At 43.3% G+C, this 19,668-nt stretch carries 11 protein-coding genes, 11 tRNA genes and 4 rRNA genes; 6 read left to right on the top strand and 20 right to left on the bottom strand.

What is annotated here, in order from left to right; genetic code table 11:
• The first annotated feature begins 53 nt into the window (after positions 1 to 53).
• The 4 genes from MHH95_RS05040 to MHH95_RS05025 all read left to right on the top strand — a co-directional run bounded on the left by MHH95_RS05040 (position 54) and on the right by MHH95_RS05025 (position 4,403).
• Positions 54 to 614 carry a GNAT family N-acetyltransferase gene (locus MHH95_RS05040; RefSeq protein WP_340726636.1) on the top strand — a complete coding sequence of 187 codons (561 nt, stop codon included), beginning with the start codon at positions 54 to 56 and terminating at the stop codon, positions 612 to 614.
• Positions 615 to 630: 16 nt separating this feature from the next.
• Positions 631 to 1,554, top strand: coding sequence for a DMT family transporter (locus MHH95_RS05035; RefSeq protein WP_340726635.1), 924 nt, complete (start codon positions 631 to 633; stop codon positions 1,552 to 1,554).
• Positions 1,555 to 1,939: 385 nt separating this feature from the next.
• A complete protein-coding gene (gene argH / locus MHH95_RS05030; RefSeq protein WP_191701680.1) occupies positions 1,940 to 3,463 on the top strand; it encodes an argininosuccinate lyase in 1,524 nt (507 codons plus the stop codon).
• A complete protein-coding gene (locus MHH95_RS05025; RefSeq protein WP_191701681.1) occupies positions 3,456 to 4,403 on the top strand; it encodes an N-acetylglucosamine kinase in 948 nt (315 codons plus the stop codon). The genes argH and MHH95_RS05025 overlap by 8 nt, the downstream gene beginning before the upstream one ends.
• Positions 4,404 to 4,450: 47 nt before the next feature.
• Here the strand turns inward: MHH95_RS05025 and MHH95_RS05020 are convergent, their stop codons facing one another.
• The 3 genes from MHH95_RS05020 to ade are packed head-to-tail and all read right to left on the bottom strand — an operon-like array spanning position 4,451 to position 7,415.
• On the bottom strand, positions 4,451 to 4,819 hold the full coding sequence (locus tag MHH95_RS05020; RefSeq protein ID WP_191701682.1) for a YkvA family protein: 369 nt from the start codon (positions 4,817 to 4,819) through the stop codon (positions 4,451 to 4,453).
• A gap of 52 nt (positions 4,820 to 4,871) precedes the next feature.
• On the bottom strand, positions 4,872 to 5,609 hold the full coding sequence (locus tag MHH95_RS05015) for a glycosyltransferase family 2 protein (RefSeq protein WP_340726634.1): 738 nt from the start codon (positions 5,607 to 5,609) through the stop codon (positions 4,872 to 4,874).
• 60 nt (positions 5,610 to 5,669) lie between these two features.
• Positions 5,670 to 7,415, bottom strand: a complete 1,746-nt coding sequence (ade, locus tag MHH95_RS05010; RefSeq protein WP_340726633.1) for an adenine deaminase — start codon at positions 7,413 to 7,415, stop codon at positions 5,670 to 5,672.
• A 144-nt stretch (positions 7,416 to 7,559) separates the two neighbouring features.
• Between ade and MHH95_RS05005 the strand changes: the two genes are divergently transcribed.
• Complete coding sequence (locus tag MHH95_RS05005; RefSeq protein WP_340726632.1) at positions 7,560 to 9,485, top strand: SEL1-like repeat protein; 1,926 nt, start codon at positions 7,560 to 7,562, stop codon at positions 9,483 to 9,485.
• Between the two features lie 57 nt (positions 9,486 to 9,542).
• Here the strand turns inward: MHH95_RS05005 and MHH95_RS05000 are convergent, their stop codons facing one another.
• Positions 9,543 to 10,718 carry a pyridoxal-phosphate-dependent aminotransferase family protein gene (locus MHH95_RS05000; RefSeq protein WP_340726631.1) on the bottom strand — a complete coding sequence of 392 codons (1,176 nt, stop codon included), beginning with the start codon at positions 10,716 to 10,718 and terminating at the stop codon, positions 9,543 to 9,545.
• Positions 10,719 to 11,138: 420 nt separating this feature from the next.
• Complete coding sequence (gene aceA / locus MHH95_RS04995; RefSeq protein ID WP_340726630.1) at positions 11,139 to 12,422, bottom strand: isocitrate lyase; 1,284 nt, start codon at positions 12,420 to 12,422, stop codon at positions 11,139 to 11,141.
• Between the two features lie 214 nt (positions 12,423 to 12,636).
• Between aceA and MHH95_RS04990 the strand changes: the two genes are divergently transcribed.
• A complete protein-coding gene (locus MHH95_RS04990; RefSeq protein ID WP_340726629.1) occupies positions 12,637 to 13,308 on the top strand; it encodes a LytTR family DNA-binding domain-containing protein in 672 nt (223 codons plus the stop codon).
• 61 nt (positions 13,309 to 13,369) lie between these two features.
• Here MHH95_RS04990 and rrf (MHH95_RS04985) read toward each other — a convergent pair.
• From rrf (MHH95_RS04985) to rrf (MHH95_RS04915), 15 genes are all read right to left on the bottom strand, one after another.
• Positions 13,370 to 13,485: ribosomal RNA gene (gene rrf, locus MHH95_RS04985) — 5S ribosomal RNA — on the bottom strand.
• A 188-nt stretch (positions 13,486 to 13,673) separates the two neighbouring features.
• Positions 13,674 to 16,602 (bottom strand): 23S ribosomal RNA (locus tag MHH95_RS04980).
• A gap of 140 nt (positions 16,603 to 16,742) precedes the next feature.
• A tRNA-Ala gene (locus MHH95_RS04975) sits at positions 16,743 to 16,818 on the bottom strand.
• A gap of 34 nt (positions 16,819 to 16,852) precedes the next feature.
• Positions 16,853 to 16,929, bottom strand: a tRNA-Ile gene (locus MHH95_RS04970).
• 97 nt (positions 16,930 to 17,026) lie between these two features.
• Positions 17,027 to 18,581 (bottom strand): 16S ribosomal RNA (locus MHH95_RS04965).
• 121 nt (positions 18,582 to 18,702) lie between these two features.
• Positions 18,703 to 18,778, bottom strand: a tRNA-Ala gene (locus tag MHH95_RS04960).
• 7 nt (positions 18,779 to 18,785) lie between these two features.
• Positions 18,786 to 18,862, bottom strand: a tRNA-Pro gene (locus MHH95_RS04955).
• A 5-nt stretch (positions 18,863 to 18,867) separates the two neighbouring features.
• Positions 18,868 to 18,944: transfer RNA gene (locus MHH95_RS04950), tRNA-Arg, on the bottom strand.
• 17 nt (positions 18,945 to 18,961) lie between these two features.
• Positions 18,962 to 19,050 (bottom strand) — tRNA-Leu (locus MHH95_RS04945).
• A 5-nt stretch (positions 19,051 to 19,055) separates the two neighbouring features.
• A tRNA-Gly gene (locus MHH95_RS04940) sits at positions 19,056 to 19,130 on the bottom strand.
• A 46-nt stretch (positions 19,131 to 19,176) separates the two neighbouring features.
• A tRNA-Leu gene (locus tag MHH95_RS04935) sits at positions 19,177 to 19,261 on the bottom strand.
• Between the two features lie 17 nt (positions 19,262 to 19,278).
• Positions 19,279 to 19,354: transfer RNA gene (locus tag MHH95_RS04930), tRNA-Lys, on the bottom strand.
• 6 nt (positions 19,355 to 19,360) lie between these two features.
• Positions 19,361 to 19,436: transfer RNA gene (locus MHH95_RS04925), tRNA-Thr, on the bottom strand.
• Between the two features lie 9 nt (positions 19,437 to 19,445).
• Positions 19,446 to 19,521: transfer RNA gene (locus tag MHH95_RS04920), tRNA-Val, on the bottom strand.
• Between the two features lie 11 nt (positions 19,522 to 19,532).
• Positions 19,533 to 19,648, bottom strand: a 5S ribosomal RNA gene (gene rrf / locus MHH95_RS04915).
• The 16S, 23S and 5S rRNA genes sit together here with 11 tRNA genes alongside, the layout of an rRNA operon.
• Positions 19,649 to 19,668: the final 20 nt, after the last annotated feature.

The following is a 19,668-nucleotide window of genomic DNA, read 5'->3' as shown; positions in this document are numbered from 1 at the left end:
CGCTTACTATATTTATTTCTGTTATACTGTGTTTCGGTAAGGAGAGGATTTTGATGACGATTATTACTCGTAATGCGGAAATAAAAGATGCCGCTGCTATTGCCCCTTTAATTTATGATGCTATTGGCGACATTGCAAATAATTTGACTGGACAAAATGTCCCTCAAAAAATATTAGCATCTTTAGAACAGTTAGTTACAGAAACAACGAATCGACATAGCTATTTAAATACATATGTAGCTGAGAAAAATGACGAAATATTGGGGATTGTCGTGTTATATGACGGACTTCTTGGTAACAAGCTGGATCGTCAACTGGAAGCACAGCTAGCTGAAAGAGGTATCCATATTACGTTAGATGTAGAGGCTCATATGGATGAATATTATATTGATACAATTTGTGTCTCTAAAGAAGCACGCGGTCTTGGTATTGGAACGCGCCTTTTACAGTTTGCTGAACAAAAGGGTAAGCAATTAGGCTACAGCAAAATTTCTTTAAATGTGGAATTGGAGAAAATTGATGCTAGACGCTTATATGAACGGATGGGCTACACTACAACCGAAAGCTGGACAATTATTAACGAACCATTTCATCATATGGTGAAATCGCTATAGAATAGGAAGAAACACAATGAAACAAAATTGGATTTACTCACTGCTTGTTGTTATTGCGGCAAGTAGTTATGGCGTACTCTCTACTATTGTAAAAGTTGCCATGCAGCATGGCTATACAACAGCAGAAGCTGTCACTAGCCAATACTTTTTTGGCTTTTTGATGGCCCTTTTACTATTTATTTTAACACAGCGAACATTACCGAACATTACAAAGTCCGGTGCAGTGACACTTATCTTTGCCGGGATATTTACTGCCCTTACAGGAATTGTCTACGGTCAATCGCTAAATTATTTACCGGCCTCACTAGCGGTCGTTATGCTTTTCCAATTCACTTGGATTGGACTCTTTATGAATTGCTTCGTAAACAGACGATTACCAACCCGTATTGAGCTATTCTCTTTGGCCTTCTTACTTGCGGGAACGATTTTAGCCGCTGGAATTATCGATGTAGATTTATCACAAATTGCTTGGCAAGGATGGGCACTAGGCTTGGCAGCTGCTTTTACTTTTGCCGCCTTTCTACAGATTAATGCCCGTAAAGTTGAGGGTGTGACAATGGTTGGTAGAACATTTATTTTATCCGTTATTGCGCTCATTGTTATTTCAATCTTTTTAACACCTGAAATTATCTGGAACGGACAATTAGGTACCGGACTATGGAAGTTTGGGATGGCACTTGGGTTATTCGGTATTATTTTACCGATTCTATTATTCTCGATTGCTGCACCAAAAGTTGGCGGAGCACTCGTTTCAATTTTAAGTGCGATGGAACTGCCGGTAGCAATTATCGTATCCGTAATTGTATTAAATGAAAGCTTAACAATGATTCAAGTAAGCGGAATTATTCTCGTATTATTCGGTATGGTATTGCCTTCTTACTTTGCTTCAAAGAAATTGCGTGTAATAGAAAAGAAGAACAGTGGAACGAACTCCATTTAAAAAGCTGTTGTCTGTATTTTTACAGGCAGCAGCTTTTTTAGTTGCAGAGCTTGAATTTTATTTGAACAAATGTTGTAGATATTAGAAACTTCTTCGGTGATATTAGAACATCTGTACCTTTTTTAGAACGTTTCCGTCACTTATTTGAACAACTGAAATAGATTTTAGAAAATCAGGTCTTTATTAGAACTTTTATGCATATATTAGAAGATTTTAAATAATTATTAGAAAATTTAACCATATTTAATGAAGTAGTAATTCTATTTGAATTATAGGCCAGAATACTTATTCTCATTAATTATTATAATTGATTAAATTTTCCAACAATTGTAGAATGAAAGTATTACCTAGTAGTTTCTATCATTTGATTGGAGGCCCATTCATCATGTTTTTTCAAAATTTCCGCGATCAAGTAAACGAGAAAGAAGGTATTTTATTTCCTTCCAACAGTTATCGTCAAATGGTTCTACAGCCTGCGTATGACGAAGCACGTAAGCACTTTTTAGATGCAATGCTTCAAATTCATATTGCACACTTGAAAATGTTAGAGGAGCAGGAGCTAGTAACCACAGATGAAGCACGTCGAATTGGGCAAGCCATACAGAAATTGGACCTGGAATATTATAAAACACGCGATTATAATCCACAGTTTGAAGATTTATTTTTCCGTATTGAAAATAAATTAATCGAACTCGGTGGCGATATTTCAGGAAATTTACATATTGGCCGCAGTCGAAACGATATGGGAATTGCTATTTATCGCATGACATTACGCAAAAAGATGCTGACCCTTATGCAGGAGCTTATAAATTTACGCCATTCTTTAATTCTGTTTGCCGAGGAACATGTCGAAACGATCATGATTGGCTATACACATACCCAGCAAGCACAGCCGACAACGTTTGCCCACTATTTAAAAGCGGTTATTGACCAATTGACTCGTGACTATAAACGGATGCAGGCTGCCTACGAGAACATTAACCGCAGTAGCATGGGCGCTGCCGCTTTAACAACAACGGGCTTCCCTATTAGCCGCGAACGGGTGCAGGAGCTTCTTGCCTTCGATGATTTAATTGAAAATGCATGGGATGCCGTTGCTGGCGCTGACTATATTGCCGAAGCAGCCAGCACTGTACAACTTGCCGCTTTAAACTTAGGGCGTACATCACAAGACTTTTTATTGTGGGCAACACAGGAGTTTAATGCTTTTAAGCTTGCGAGCCCATATGTACAGATCAGTTCAATAATGCCTCAAAAGCGAAATCCTGTTTCTATTGAGCATACACGTTCCCTACTATCTTCTGTTGTAGGGGATGCAAGTACGGTTTTACAAATGGTTCATAATACACCCTTTGGAGACATCGTTGATACAGAGGATGATATGCAGCCCTATTTATGGCGGGCAATTGACCGTTTAGTCGGAATTTATAAGTTGTTTGGAAGCTTGATTGTGACAATGGATGTAAACAAAGAAAATCTGCTAAAGCGTGCGCAAAACAGTTTTGCCAACGTAACAGAGCTTGCGGATTCTCTTGTTCGTTCAGAAAATATTTCATTCCGCCAATCCCATAAAATTGTAAGTCTTTGTGTGCGAGAGCTTATAGCAAATAATGAAGAATCGCTTGCAAGCCTAACGTGGGACTTAGCAAATGAGAAATGCCTTGAAATTACAGGGAAGCCTCTCCAAATAAATGAAATTGCCTTTTATCAAGCCATTCAACCTGAATACTTCGTCAATATCCGCACTTTGAAAGGGGGTCCTGCCCCTGTGACGATGAGAAAGTCACTTGTACAGGCGCAGGATGACTCTGTACCGCTTGAAAACTGGCTACGGGAAAAAACAGAATCAATTTTACAGGCAGAAGAGCAATTAGATAAATTTTTAAAGGGGTGGACGACTAATGAATGAACAATTTATTTTAGCTGTTGACGGTGGCGCAACAAAAACGGTTATGACAATTCGTTCGTCAGAGGGACGCGAGTTATTTTCCGCAACCTCTACTAGCTCGAATTATCAAGCGGCAGGAATTGAACATGTACAACATGTATATACAGGATTACTAAGAAGTGCAGCAGCCCATTTACCTAGTCTATTTATCGATGTGGCGGTATTTGCCATTTCTGGGGTTGATACGGATCAAGATAAAAAAATTATCGAAGAAATTATTGAAGAAAGTATCGCACGCTGTCCATTCACTTTTGGTCACGTTATTATTGAAAATGATGTGGAAGCGACATTAAAAGGATTAGGTCATCATGATGTGAGTTTACTCATTTCAGGGACTGGAGCCATATGCTATAGCTATATGAATAACAGAATTATCCGTGCAGGAGGTTGGGGTCATCGCGTTGGGGATGAAGGTAGTGGCTACTGGATAGGTAAGCATATCGCCAAGGCCATTTTCCGCGCTGCAGACGGTCGCAATAAGCCGACTGCATTAACAGAGCTTGTTTTAAAAGGCCATCACGTAAACAGTACGGATGAACTGTTTAACTTAATCTATTCCCCGGATTATACGAATGCACGGTTAGCAAGCTTAGGTTCCTATTTACAGCAGGCGGTGGACATGGACGATGCAGTTGCCCATAAAATTATGCTTAAAGCGGTGGACGAACTTGTATTACTAGCAGCAACAACGTTAAAAAATGCCGGCTATGCAAATGAAGTGCATACACTGTTCTTAAATGGCGGTGTATTGAAAAACAATCCGAGCATAATGAATGGAGTCATCACACAACTTGAACAAACGCATCCAAATCTAACTGTAAAACTATGTGAAGAAAAACCAATAGAATCTATTTTCAATCGAGGCTTACGGGAAATTAACGGGACCCTCTATATCAACTAAAAACAAAGAGGTCAAGTACGATGAAAATCGCCTTGACCTCTTTTTACTTACTGCGCCTCAAATTTCGAATCAATCATTTGCTTCGCTTCCAACTTCATTTCATCAGTAATAGATAGATACACTTTTCCAAGCGCAGTTAAAATAATAAACGCATCATCCGTCAAACCAACTAGCGGTAAAAAGTCGACAATTAAATCAATCGGAAAAATGAAATAACCGAGCGCCCCCAGAACAATCAGTTTATTCGCTTTCGACATATCCGGGCTACGTAATGCCACAAAAAGTGTAGCTGCTGCATGCATTGCTTTATAGCCTAAACCGCCACCGAATTTTTTAAATTTATTGAGGAATTTATTTTCTGAATAGTGTTCTTCCTGACCATCGATCATTTTATCAAAATTAAATTGTTCAGCCATTATTTCTCTCCTCCATTCTCCCTATATATTCCCTTAATTTTGCTGTTTGTAATCATTTACGTTTCCGCTTTGAAGATAATTCTTTTGGCATTTTGCCTTTACGAAGAAAGTTTAACCAAAGTTGCTGGAAAATTTTCGTCGGATCCAATACTTCGTCATAATAAGTTATCGAGTTTTTCCGGAGTTTGGCATAACCGATGGGTACTTCATATAAAGGGACATTTCGTTTAATCGCTTCAATGAGCATATTCGTGTCATAGTTAAAGGACTCCCCTTTTACTTTTGACAGCCAAGATAAATGCTCCCTCGGAATAAAACGTAAACCAGTCTGAATGTCGAGTAGACGTTTATGTATAAATAGCTCAAACAATATCGAATTCGCACGGTTTTGAAGTTTACTTAAAAAAGGATAGTCTGAAGCTTTAAAATCGCGAATACCTAGTATAATCCCATCCGAGAAAATCTTTGTACTTGAAAGCACTTGCTCTACATCCAATACAGAATGCTGACCATGTGCACCTACTGTAATAATACCTTTTGGCCGTTCTGCAGATTTTAGTATGTATTCCATCCCCGTTTTCAGCGAACGACCTTTTCCCAAATTTTTTTCATGCGTTAAAACAATGCAGTTTTCCTGCTTTAATTGCTCAAATGTACTGTTATATCTTTTATCACTGCCATCATTGATAACAATAATGCCTGCAAGTGGCAGTGCCTGTAATTTCCGAACAAAGTCTACAACTGCGGGTAACGGGTTCAATGCTGGTATAACAACTATGACTCGATCCATTTTGCATGCTCCTTAGAAATAGAGATATTCCCTAAATTCTATCGGTTAATGCTGGAAAATTCAATGAGATTCCCCACCGTCAGTTATTTCTACCGGAATATGCTTAAACGCTTTCACATCGAATAAGCCCGTATCAGTTAGCTTAATATCCGGAATGACCGGCAAAGCTAAAAAGGACAATGTTAAAAACAAATGATAATTAAGTGTAGGATGAATAATATGAAGTCCTTCATGTAATTTTTGAAGTTCCAATTTCGCTTCTTCTGCTGAACAATCCGTCATAAGCCCTCCAATAGGTAAAATCAACGAAGCAATGATCTCTCCTTCATTTACTATGACCAGTCCACCTTGCATTTCCTGAAGTGCATTGAGTGCTACGAGCATATCATCATCATTTGTTCCAACGACAATTGCATTATGGGAATCGTGGGCAATCGTTGTTGCTACCGCCCCGCTTTGTATGCCGATCCCTTGTACAATGGCCACTGCCTTTGTTCCTAAATGATGGTGGCGCTCCACAACCGCAAGCTTCAGCAAATCCTTTTTAACAGAAGGAATAAATTCCCCATTCACTACATCAACTTTTGCTTCAATCCGCTTCGTAATTAATTGATTAGGAACGATTTGCATTACATTTGCTCGATTTCCTTTAAACGGCAAGCGTAAATCCTCTTTTGATAGCTTTGGTAAATGCATCGAATGTAAAATAGACGTTTCAATAATAGATTTTTCCGGAGCCGGAGTAAGCATTTTACCATGTTCAGCAACCTTTTTACCGTCCTTCCATACAGCTAAAGCTTTCATCGTCTGCAGGTTATCTACTAATAAAAAGTCCGCGTCAAAACCTGTAGCGATTGCCCCTTTATTATTTAAGCGGTAACATTCGGCAGCATTTAATGATGCCAACTGAATTGCAAGTAATGGATCCATGCCTTCTTCAATGGCAAGAGCAACAGCATAGTTTATGCTCCCTTGTTCTATAAGCTCATCCAAATGTTTATCATCGGTGCAAAATGCAAATCGCCGCGCATTAGCAACCGTCACAGCGGGTAAGATCGCTTTTAAATTCTTAGCAGCAGAACCTTCACGAATCAACACATACATCCCTTGTTCCACACGATCTAGCGCCTCTTCTGCTGTTACACATTCATGATCAGTAGCAATCCCTGCAGCACGGTACCCACGAATTTGCGCACTAGTTAAACCTGCACCATGCCCATCTATAATCATATCAGCATCTTGCGCAAGCTTAAGCTTTGAAAGCATCCCTTCCTCACCGTTTAAGACAGCAGGAAAATCCATTACTTCTGCCAGCCCTAACACACTCTCATGATGAACAAACTCCGCTAAATCTTTTGCTGTTAATACAGCCCCTGCATTTTCAAAGGATGTCCCCGGCACGCTGGATGGCAGCATATAATAAATATCCATTTCAACATCTTCTATTTCCCGCAACATAAACTCCAGGCCAGCTTTTCCAGCAACATTGGCAATTTCGTGCGGATCGGTTACGACAGCCGTCACACCATGAGGAAGGATAATCCGGTTAAATTGCTTCGGCGCCAGCATGGAAGACTCGATATGTATATGGGCATCAATAAAACCCGGCACAATATACTTTCCCCTTGCATCAATAATTTCATCCGCTTCAAATTCACCTGGTTCGGAGATGGCAATGATTTTCCCGTCAGCTACTACGACGTCCCCCTGTCGCCAGCGAAGATTAAATACATCTGCTATTTGTGCATGTTGAATAATGAAATCTGCTTTTTCCCTTTTTTGCGATTTATCTATAATCCGTTTCATACTGTCCCTACCACCCATCCAGCTGTTTTCCAATTATCATACAATATTTTCTATATTATTGGTGTTATAAATGCTTCCTATTCATTTTTAATCTTCCTCTCCGATAAAAAGATTACTTAGTGTTATTGAAGGGAGTGAATATTTATGGTAAATCGTGACTTACTTACAAAAGTTATTAATTCAATTCCGGAAACACATCGCCCTTTAGCAGAAGCACTGCAGGGTTCTGCCCGTTACACCATTTCCAACCCTATGCTCTCTTTAAAGAAATCTAATATTGCGCTCCGCATGATCGTACGGGATTTATATGCAAAGGAGATGCAGAAAGACGGAACAGTAAGCGAACTACGTACCCTCCTGAACAATAAATACTTTATCGAAAAAATAAAACCGCGCCGCATTTATTTGCTCATGAATTTAATTCTGAAAATGACCGAAGCCCAGGCAAATGATTTAATCGATACGAAGGCTGCAAAAATCGTGCTGGATTATTTAATGGATTTAACTAGCTGGTACACAAAACAGTTGCTTACAGAAGAAAAGTTATCAGTACCATTCGAAATCGAAAGTCTCACTCCCTCTTCTTTCGGGAAGTTAGATTTGCCGGCCTATGACTATGAAGCGGCCGCTAAATGGTTTTTAATTGCTGCAGAAAAAGGCAATACCATTGCACAATACAATCTCGGCGTTTTATACAATCATGGCAAAGGTGTCCCTCGCAATTTAAAAGAAGCGGCAAAATGGTACTCTTTAGCTGCTGAAAAGAGGGATAGTAACGCACTGTATGCACTTGGCATCTTGTATCAGCTCGGGCAAGGTGTTGAACAGGATGAAAAAAGGGCAGCCGAATTATATGAACTAGCTGCAAACGCAGGAAATGCAGATGCCCAGTATAATCTCGGTTCGCTATATAATCAGGGGACTGGTGTTTTGCAAAATTATGAAACAGCTGCACAATGGTATAAAAAAGCGGTCCAGCAAGGAAACACAAGCGCCATGAATAATCTAGGTTTCTTATATCATAAGGGACAGGGCGTAGAACAAAATTACGAAAAGGCTGCGGACCTCTTTTTACAGGCAGCCAAAATAGGAGATGCTAGTGCGCAATATAACCTAGGCTATTTATATACAAAAGGCGATGGTGTCAAACTTTCCTATAACGTTGCAGCTTGCTGGTATTTATCAGCCGCTATTCAAAACCATACGAATGCTCAATTCCAACTCGCATTACTTTATAAATCAGGTCAAGGCATCGATCAAAGTGAAGAAGAGGCGATTAAATGGCTGACACTCGCGGCAAATAACGGCCATACAAATGCCCAATATACTCTCGGTCTTATTTATAAGCAACAAAATACAACGCTTGCCCAAATAAATGCCTTAGAATGGTTACTAAAAGCTGCCTCAAGCGAACATATTAGTGCAAACTATGATTTAGGTATGCTTTATTTAGAAACCGGTGCTACAGAAACAGCGGTAAAATGGTTGAAACGCGCAGCTATTCAGAACCATGCAAAAGCACAGCTCCAGCTAGGGCTTTTTTACCTTGGTGATGAACACCATTTACCGAATTATCAAGAGGCACTTAAATGGTTTTACGCAGCTGTTAGCAAAAATGAGGCGGAAGCTGAATACCAGCTTGGATTACTTTACGAAAGAGGACTCGGTACTTCTGTCAATTATGATGAAGCCCGCCGCTGTTACCGCTCCGCAGCAGAACAAGGACATCTCCATGCACAATATCAGCTCGGCAATCTGTTTGATAAAGGACTTGGGACAAAGCAAGATTACACCGAGGCATTTAAATGGATTCAACAAGCCGCACAAAAGGGGCATCCAAAAGCACAATTTCAATTGGGCCAAATGTATGCAAATGGCGAAGGAATAATGAGAGATTATCAAGAAGGCGCTAAATGGTATCGCCTCGCTGCTATACAAGGACATACTAAAGCCCAGTTCCAACTTGGAATGCTCTATAAAAAAGGACTTGGTGTAACACAAGACTATACAGAAGCAACACGCTGGTTAAAACAGTCGATGGAACAAAGTATGAGTGAGCCATCATTCTGACTTCATCATAAAAAGGGAGCTAAAATTACTCTTTAGCCCCCTCTATCTTCTATAAACTTAACTTTTTACTGTTGCCTGTTCAATTTGCTGTGAGAACACCTTTTTCGCTTCTTCGATATTTACTTCTATATTCTGTTCTTGCAATGCTTCACCGATCGCAATAATGGCCTGCTGCAGCATCTCGGAAGTCGCATTACCCATATGTCCCATACGGAATGCTTTTCCAGCCAAATGAGCTAACGAGCCTGCTACAATAACGCCTCGACTTGCCAGACTTGCACGAAACTTCCCGTCATCCACCCCTTCAGGATATAAAATGCAGCTTAATGTCGGTGCCGCTACTTCTTCCTCTGCAAGTGGTGTCATGCCATATGAACGTAACGCTGTACGCACCGCTTTTCCATAGGCAATATGTCGAGCTTCGCGCTTTTCCATGCCTTCTTCCAATACAATTTTCAATGCAACATCATATGCATAAATTAAATTTACTGGTGGTGTCGCAAAATACATCGCTGGGTTTTCCATAATATTGCGCCAGTTATGTATATCCGCATAATACGCAGGAACTGTCCCAATTTGTTCACGGGCAGCCAAAGCCTGTTGACTAAAGGCAACGATTGCAAGACCTGGTGGAATACCAATCGCTTTTTGTGAACCTGTTAAGACGATATCAATCTTATAATCTTCCTTACCATACGATTTACCCATATCCTCTTGAAGAGCTGCCGTCGCTACGACACCATCCACAATTACAAGCGCACCCGATGCTTTAATGATCGGAATAAGCGTATCTAAATCGGAAGCAACACCTGTTGATGTATCTGCATGTGTAATCGTGACTGCCTTATATGACTTTGCTTTTACAGTTTCTTCAACAAGTTGCGCATCCACACGCTCCCCCCACGTAGACTGTAGCACGTCGACTTCAATACCAAATGCCTTTGCCAGTGGTGTAAAACGATCCCCAAAATAACCATGACTAATGACTAAAAGACGTTCCCCTTTAGCAACAGTATTTACAATGGCCATTTCCATTGCCAATGTACCGGAGCCCGCTACTACATACACCTCTCCATCAGTATTAAAAAGCTTTTTCGTATTCGTAATTGCATTTTTAAATATTTCCACAAAACGAGGATCTGTATGTCCTCTCGTTTCACTTGCCAAAGCATCATAAATTTCATCCATTACAGGTGTTGGTCCAGGTACAAGTAATAGTTCTTTATTTTTCATATAAACGGCTCCCCTATCAATTAGTAATTAAAAGCTCCTAAAATAATTTCCTATCTACTAAAATGGAAAATGCCTTTCCAGCCCCATCCAAGCTAGAAAGACATATTTCCATTTATACAAAACCCCTAAGTTTGCTTCTATTTTGGGAGGCAATCCCATTCTAAATCGCGGTCCAATTCGATATAGATTGTATCGTAGTTAAGATGTTCAAGTTCAAAATCCAAAATCCTATCTCTTTTCCCCAACCTTCGTATTACTTTCGAAATCGCCCATTACATAACGGTTATCTACTAAGTGCTACATCCCCGATAACACTTTGAATAGGAAGGGCGGGTAAAAAGAGATAATTTATTACATATAGAGCAGTTCCCCGTTTATGAATTATTTTCATAATCCTGCTCTTTTAAAAGTCTATACTTATTAAGCAAATTGCTCTGTCTCAGTAGAACCAGACATAGCCGTTGTCGATGATGTACCACCTGAAATTGTTTGTGATACTTCATCAAAGTAACCAGTACCTACTTCACGTTGGTGACGAGTTGCCGTGTAACCTTTAGACTCTGCAGCAAACTCAGCTTGTTGTAGCTTAGAGTAAGCAGCCATACCATTGTCTTTGTAGTCATGCGCAAGCTCGAACATACCGAAGTTTAAGCTGTGGAAACCTGCAAGTGTGATGAATTGGAACTTGTAGCCAAGCTTCCCTAATTCACGTTGGTATTCTGCAATTTCCTCATCCGATAATTTAGCTTTCCAGTTGAATGATGGCGAGCAGTTGTACGCTAACATTTTCCCTGGGAATTCAGCGTGAATTGCCGCAGCAAACTCACGAGCTTCTTCTAAAGATGGGTGAGATGTCTCACACCAAATTAAGTCTGCATATGGTGCATAAGCTAAACCACGAGCAATTGCTTGCTTAATACCCGGTTTTGTACGGTAGAATCCTTCTGGAGTACGTTCACCTGTTAAGAATTCTGCATCGCGTGGGTCAATATCAGACGTTACCATGTCAGCAGCGTCAGCATCAGTACGAGCGATTAAGATTGTATCAACACCCGCAACATCCGCAGCAAGACGTGCAGCAATTAAGTTGCGTACTGCGTTTTGAGTTGGTAATAATACTTTACCACCTAAGTGACCACACTTTTTCTCAGAAGCTAATTGGTCTTCTAAATGGACACCAGCTGCACCAGCTTCAATCATTCCTTTAACTAACTCAAATACGTTTAATGGACCACCAAAGCCTGCTTCAGCATCAGCCACAATTGGTGCAAACCAATCGAAGCCATCATCGCGACCTTCAGCATGATCGATTTGATCAGCACGTTGTAAAGCTTGATTAATGCGCTTTACTACTGCTGGTACAGAGTTTGCTGGATATAAAGATTGGTCCGGATACATTTGTCCAGAAAGGTTCGCATCAGCCGCTACTTGCCACCCCGATAAGTAGATTGCTTTTAAACCTGCCTTTACTTGCTGTACTGCCTGATTCCCCGTTAAAGCACCTAAAGCATTGATAAACGGCTCTTCATGTAATGAATTCCATAAACGAGCAGCTCCACGCTTTGCTAATGTTTGCTCTTGGATGAATGAACCTTGTAACTTTACAACCTCTTCAGCTGTATAGCCACGCTCAATACCCTCCCAGCGTTTATTTTCTGCCCATTGTTTTTGTAAAGCTTCAATTCTTTCTTGACGTGTTGACATGATAAATTTCCACCTTCCCCATTGTGTATGAAAATTCTGTTAGGAAAATTTGCTATCCCCTGTTCCATAACAGAACATCTTGCTGTAATATAATGTATAACAGAAAGATTAACTTTTCATTATTTTCTGACAAATTAAGTTTAAATGAGGATGAATTATCTTATTTGGAGGACGAAACATATTTAGGCAATAATACAGAAGGAGTGGATTTACTTTGTCATTACAAAAAATTGATGTCGAAAAAGATATTTTTAATCAGTACAAAACTATTTTAGAAGACTGGATTCCAGCAGAAGCATCGATAGCAATAGCAGTAAATAACACTTATATTTATTTCAGTACGGGTCATCACCAATTCACATTAAAGGTAGGCTCTGCTGTTCCAGAAGACAGTATTGCTTTCCAAGTTCTCCAGACAGGACAAAAAACAGATGCAGTCATGGAAAGTACACTTTTTGAGACACCTTATTATGCAATCGGTTATCCCATCCTTGTAAACGGAGAGCAAGGGGCTTTAATTGTTGTCCTTCCTCCCCTTTTTACAATTAAGAAACCGGATACTTACAAATTTTTAACAGGCAAGCAAGTAGAAGACTGGATGCCTATTCCTATTGATCAAATTTCACATATTGAAAGCCTTCAAAAACGAACTTGGTTTTATTCTCAAGGTGAACAATATAAAACGGCTGTCACATTGAAAGAATTACAGACAAGGTTGCCGTCCAACTTTATCCGCATTCATCGATCTTGTATTATTAATATTTACTATATAAAGAAAATCTCACGGGATTTAACTTCCAACTTTATTGTTCAGCTAAATGAGGGGACAGAATTACCAGTAAGTCAATCTTACATTAATAATTTACGGGAGGTTTTGGAATTTTAACATCTTCAAATAGGAATTAGACAATAAAAAAACCACTGATTTCTCAGTGGTTTTTTTGTGTGCGAAGCGACGTCCTACTCTCACAGGGGGAAGCCCCCAACTACCATCGGCGCTAAAGAGCTTAACTTCCGTGTTCGGTATGGGAACGGGTGTGACCTCTTTGCCATCATCACTTCACTATTTTCGGCTTCCAATACACGGCGCTATCCTTCGTCAACTTCCCTCGCTCTTTCAGTCACGTACTTAAGTACGCTCCTTCCATCACTCAGTCGTTTCCTCGACTAGCTTGTGTCTATGAAACCCTTAGAAAAAATATTCATTCTTTCAAAACTGGATAAACGTTTCATTGAGTTGTGCAATAAAATGTGGTTAAGTCCTCGACCGATTAGTATTCGTCAGCTGCATGCGTCACCGCACTTCCACCTCGAACCTATCTACCTGATCGTCTTTCAGGGGTCTTACTTACTTGCGTAATGGGAAATCTCATCTTGAGGGGGGCTTCATGCTTAGATGCTTTCAGCACTTATCCCGTCCACACATAGCTACCCAGCGATGCCTTTGGCAAGACAACTGGTACACCAGCGGTGTGTCCATCCCGGTCCTCTCGTACTAAGGACAGCTCCTCTCAAATTTCCTACGCCCACGACGGATAGGGACCGAACTGTCTCACGACGTTCTGAACCCAGCTCGCGTACCGCTTTAATGGGCGAACAGCCCAACCCTTGGGACCGACTACAGCCCCAGGATGCGATGAGCCGACATCGAGGTGCCAAACCTCCCCGTCGATGTGGACTCTTGGGGGAGATAAGCCTGTTATCCCCGGGGTAGCTTTTATCCGTTGAGCGATGGCCCTTCCATGCGGAACCACCGGATCACTAAGCCCGTCTTTCGACCCTGCTCGACTTGTAGGTCTCGCAGTCAAGCTCCCTTATGCCTTTACACTCTTCGAATGATTTCCAACCATTCTGAGGGAACCTTTGGGCGCCTCCGTTACTCTTTAGGAGGCGACCGCCCCAGTCAAACTGTCCGCCTGACACTGTCTCCTACCCCGCTAAGGGGCATGGGTTAGAAGTTCAATACAACCAGGGTAGTATCCCACCGACGCCTCCTCCGAAGCTGGCGCTCCGGGATCTCTGGCTCCTACCTATCCTGTACAAGTTGTACCAAAATTCAATATCAGGCTACAGTAAAGCTCCACGGGGTCTTTCCGTCCTGTCGCGGGTAACCTGCATCTTCACAGGTACTATAATTTCACCGAGTCTCTCGTTGAGACAGTGCCCAGATCGTTACGCCTTTCGTGCGGGTCGGAACTTACCCGACAAGGAATTTCGCTACCTTAGGACCGTTATAGTTACGGCCGCCGTTTACTGGGGCTTCAATTCACAGCTTCGCTTGCGCTAACCGCTCCTCTTAACCTTCCAGCACCGGGCAGGCGTCAGCCCCTATACGTCACCTTACGGTTTTGCAGAGACCTGTGTTTTTGCTAAACAGTCGCCTGGGCCTATTCACTGCGGCTTCTCTAGGCTATGCACCCAAAGAAGCACCCCTTCTCCCGAAGTTACGGGGTCATTTTGCCGAGTTCCTTAACGAGAGTTCTCTCGCACACCTTAGGATTCTCTCCTCGACTACCTGTGTCGGTTTGCGGTACGGGCACCTCTCACCTCGATAGAGGCTTTTCTTGGCAGTGTGAAATCAGGAACTTCGCTCTAAAGAGCTCGTCATCACAGCTCAACGTTATAGTATGCGGATTTGCCTACATACACGCCTTACTGCTTGAACACGCGCAACCAACGGCGTGCTTACCCTATCCTACTGCGTCCCCCCATTTCTCAAACGGTGAGGAGGTGGTACAGGAATATCAACCTGTTGTCCATCGCCTACGCCTATCGGCCTCGGCTTAGGTCCCGACTAACCCTGAGCGGACGAGCCTTCCTCAGGAAACCTTAGTCATACGGTGCATGGGATTCTCACCCATGTTTCGCTACTCATACCGGCATTCTCACTTCTAATCGCTCCACCAGTCCTTCCGGTCTGACTTCAACGCTATTAGAACGCTCTCCTACCACGCATACTCAAAGTATGCATCCACAGCTTCGGTGAATCGTTTAGCCCCGATACATTTTCGGCGCAGCGTCACTCGACCAGTGAGCTATTACGCACTCTTTAAATGATGGCTGCTTCTAAGCCAACATCCTGGTTGTCTAAGCAACGCCACATCCTTTTCCACTTAACGATTACTTGGGGACCTTAGCTGGTGGTCTGGGCTGTTTCCCTCTTGACTACGGATCTTATCACTCGCAGTCTGACTCCCGTGTATAAATATCCGGCATTCGGAGTTTGTCTGAATTCGGTAAAGCGAGATGCCCCCCTAGTCCAAACAGTGCTCTACCTCCGGTATTCTCAATCACGAGGCTAGCCCTAAAGCTATTTCGGAGAGAACCAGCTATCTCCAGGTTCGATTGGAATTTCTCCGCTACCCACACCTCATCCCCGCACTTTTCAACGTGCGTGGGTTCGGGCCTCCAGTGAGTGTTACCTCACCTTCACCCTGGACATGGGTAGATCACCTGGTTTCGGGTCTACGACCACGTACTAATTCGCCCTATTCAGACTCGCTTTCGCTGCGGCTCCGTCTTCTCAACTTAACCTCGCACGTAATCGTAACTCGCCGGTTCATTCTACAAAAGGCACGCTATCACCCATTAACGGGCTCTAACTACTTGTAGGCACACGGTTTCAGGATCTATTTCACTCCCCTTCCGGGGTGCTTTTCACCTTTCCCTCACGGTACTGGTTCACTATCGGTCACTAGGTAGTATTTAGCCTTGGGAGATGGTCCTCCCGGATTCCGACGGAATTTCACGTGTTCCGCCGTACTCAGGATACACTCTGGAGGGAATGAACTTTTGACTACAGGGCTTTTACCTTGTTTCGCGGACCTTTCCAAGTCGCTTCGTCTAACTCATTCTTTTGTAACTCCGTATAGAGTGTCCTACAACCCCAAAGAGCAAGCTCTTTGGTTTGGGCTCTTCCCGTTTCGCTCGCCGCTACTCAGGGAATCGAATTTTCTTTCTGTTCCTGCAGGTACTTAGATGTTTCAGTTCCCTGCGTCTGTCCTCATCACGCTATGTATTCACGTGTAGATACTATCCGATTAAAGATAGTGGGTTCCCCCATTCGGAAATCCCCGGATCAAAGCTTACTTACAGCTCCCCGAGGCATATCGGTGTTAGTGCCGTCCTTCATCGACTCCTAGTGCCAAGGCATCCACCGTGCGCCCTTATTAACTTAACCAAAAGTTAACACTTGGATAAAATCCAAGATTTAAGTTTACACGTCAATTGCTTGACTTGTTACATTTCTATAAAATAGAAATTTGTTTTATTGCTATCAATGTCGTTTTATCCAGTTTTCAAAGAACGAAAAAATAAAATTGGTGGAGCCTAGCGGGATCGAACCGCTGACCTCCTGCGTGCAAGGCAGGCGCTCTCCCAGCTGAGCTAAGGCCCCAATGTTTTATTAAGAGGTATATAAAGAATTTATATGGTGGGCCTAAATGGACTCGAACCATCGACCTCACGCTTATCAGGCGTGCGCTCTAACCAGCTGAGCTATAGGCCCTCTTAGAAGTTATAAAATTCATTCATAAACCTTCAAAACTGAACAGCAACCGTTAATGTTTCATTCTCCATGAGAATGATTCCGAAATAATCCTTAGAAAGGAGGTGATCCAGCCGCACCTTCCGATACGGCTACCTTGTTACGACTTCACCCCAATCATCTATCCCACCTTCGGCGGCTGGCTCCATAAAGGTTACCTCACCGACTTCGGGTGTTACAAACTCTCGTGGTGTGACGGGCGGTGTGTACAAGGCCCGGGAACGTATTCACCGCGGCATGCTGATCCGCGATTACTAGCGATTCCGGCTTCATGTAGGCGAGTTGCAGCCTACAATCCGAACTGAGAACGATTTTATCGGATTAGCTCCCCCTCGCGGGTTGGCAACCGTTTGTATCGTCCATTGTAGCACGTGTGTAGCCCAGGTCATAAGGGGCATGATGATTTGACGTCATCCCCACCTTCCTCCGGTTTATCACCGGCAGTCTCCTTAGAGTGCCCAACTGAATGATGGCAACTAAGAATAAGGGTTGCGCTCGTTGCGGGACTTAACCCAACATCTCACGACACGAGCTGACGACAACCATGCACCACCTGTCACCGTTGCCCCCGAAGGGGAAACTATGTCTCCATAGTGGTCACCGGGATGTCAAGACCTGGTAAGGTTCTTCGCGTTGCTTCGAATTAAACCACATGCTCCACCGCTTGTGCGGGCCCCCGTCAATTCCTTTGAGTTTCAGTCTTGCGACCGTACTCCCCAGGCGGAGTGCTTAATGCGTTAGCTGCAGCACTGAGGGGCGGAAACCCCCCAACACTTAGCACTCATCGTTTACGGCGTGGACTACCAGGGTATCTAATCCTGTTTGCTCCCCACGCTTTCGCGCCTCAGTGTCAGTTACAGACCAGACAGTCGCCTTCGCCACTGGTGTTCCTCCAAATCTCTACGCATTTCACCGCTACACTTGGAATTCCACTATCCTCTTCTGCACTCAAGTTCCCCAGTTTCCAATGACCCTCCCCGGTTGAGCCGGGGGCTTTCACATCAGACTTAAGGAACCACCTGCGCGCGCTTTACGCCCAATAATTCCGGACAACGCTTGCCACCTACGTATTACCGCGGCTGCTGGCACGTAGTTAGCCGTGGCTTTCTAACAAGGTACCGTCAAGGTAGCGCCAGTTACTACGCTACTTGTTCTTCCCTTGCAACAGAGTTTTACGAACCGAAATCCTTCTTCACTCACGCGGCGTTGCTCCATCAGACTTTCGTCCATTGTGGAAGATTCCCTACTGCTGCCTCCCGTAGGAGTCTGGGCCGTGTCTCAGTCCCAGTGTGGCCGATCACCCTCTCAGGTCGGCTACGCATCGTTGCCTTGGTGAGCCGTTACCTCACCAACTAGCTAATGCGCCGCGGGTCCATCTTATAGTGACAGCCGAAACCGTCTTTCAACTTTCAAACATGTGTTTAAAAGTATTATTCGGTATTAGCCCCGGTTTCCCGGAGTTATCCCAATCTATAAGGTAGGTTACCCACGTGTTACTCACCCGTCCGCCGCTAAATCAGAGAGAAGCAAGCTTCTCTCATCATCCGCTCGACTTGCATGTATTAGGCACGCCGCCAGCGTTCGTCCTGAGCCAGGATCAAACTCTCCATAAAAGTAGTTTGAAAGCTCATTTGCTCTGCTAGCGATTCAACTTAATTAAAAGTTGAAATCTATTGTTTGCTTCATTTAAGAAGCTTGTTTCATTAACGTTGCTTGTTCAGTTTTCAAGGTTCATGGTGGAGCCTAGCGGGATCGAACCGCTGACCTCCTGCGTGCAAGGCAGGCGCTCTCCCAGCTGAGCTAAGGCCCCTAAATAATGGTCGGAATGACAGGATTCGAACCTACGACCCCTTGGTCCCAAACCAAGTGCTCTACCAAGCTGAGCTACATTCCGAAATATGGCGCGCCCGGCAGGAGTCGAACCCACAACCTTCTGATCCGTAGTCAGACGCTCTATCCAATTGAGCTACGGGCGCAAAATATAAAGTAAAGATGGTGCCGAGGGCCGGAATCGAACCGGCACGGTGATCACTCACCGCAGGATTTTAAGTCCTGTGCGTCTGCCAGTTCCGCCACCCCGGCATTTTTGGAGCGGAAGACGAGGTTCGAACTCGCGACCCCCACCTTGGCAAGGTGGTGTTCTACCACTGAACTACTTCCGCAAAATGCATAAGATATTTTTTACTCTGACAGTATATAAAATTAAAATGGTGCGGGTGAAGGGAGTCGAACCCCCACGCCTTGCGGCGCTAGATCCTAAGTCTAGTGCGTCTGCCAATTCCGCCACACCCGCAGCAGACAATATAAAACTGGTGAGCCATGAAGGACTCGAACCTTCGACCCTCTGATTAAAAGTCAGATGCTCTACCAACTGAGCTAATGGCTCTCTAAATGGTGCCGGCGAAAGGAGTCGAACCCTCGACCTACTGATTACAAGTCAGTTGCTCTACCAACTGAGCTACACCGGCATTTAGAAATGGTGGAGGATGACGGGCTCGAACCGCCGACCCCCTGCTTGTAAGGCAGGTGCTCTCCCAGCTGAGCTAATCCTCCTGGGTATAAAAGCCTAGCGACGTCCTACTCTCACAGGGGGAAGCCCCCAACTACCATCGGCGCTAAAGAGCTTAACTTCCGTGTTCGGTATGGGAACGGGTGTGACCTCTTTGCCATCATCACTAGACTATTTTTTTAAAAAGACAA

It is taken from the genome of Solibacillus sp. FSL K6-4121 (assembly GCF_038002585.1).
Taxonomy (GTDB): Bacteria; Bacillota; Bacilli; order Bacillales_A; family Planococcaceae; genus Solibacillus; species Solibacillus faecavium.
The sequence above is the reverse complement of the archived record's forward strand: the minus strand, read 5'-3'. Positions and strand labels throughout refer to the sequence as shown.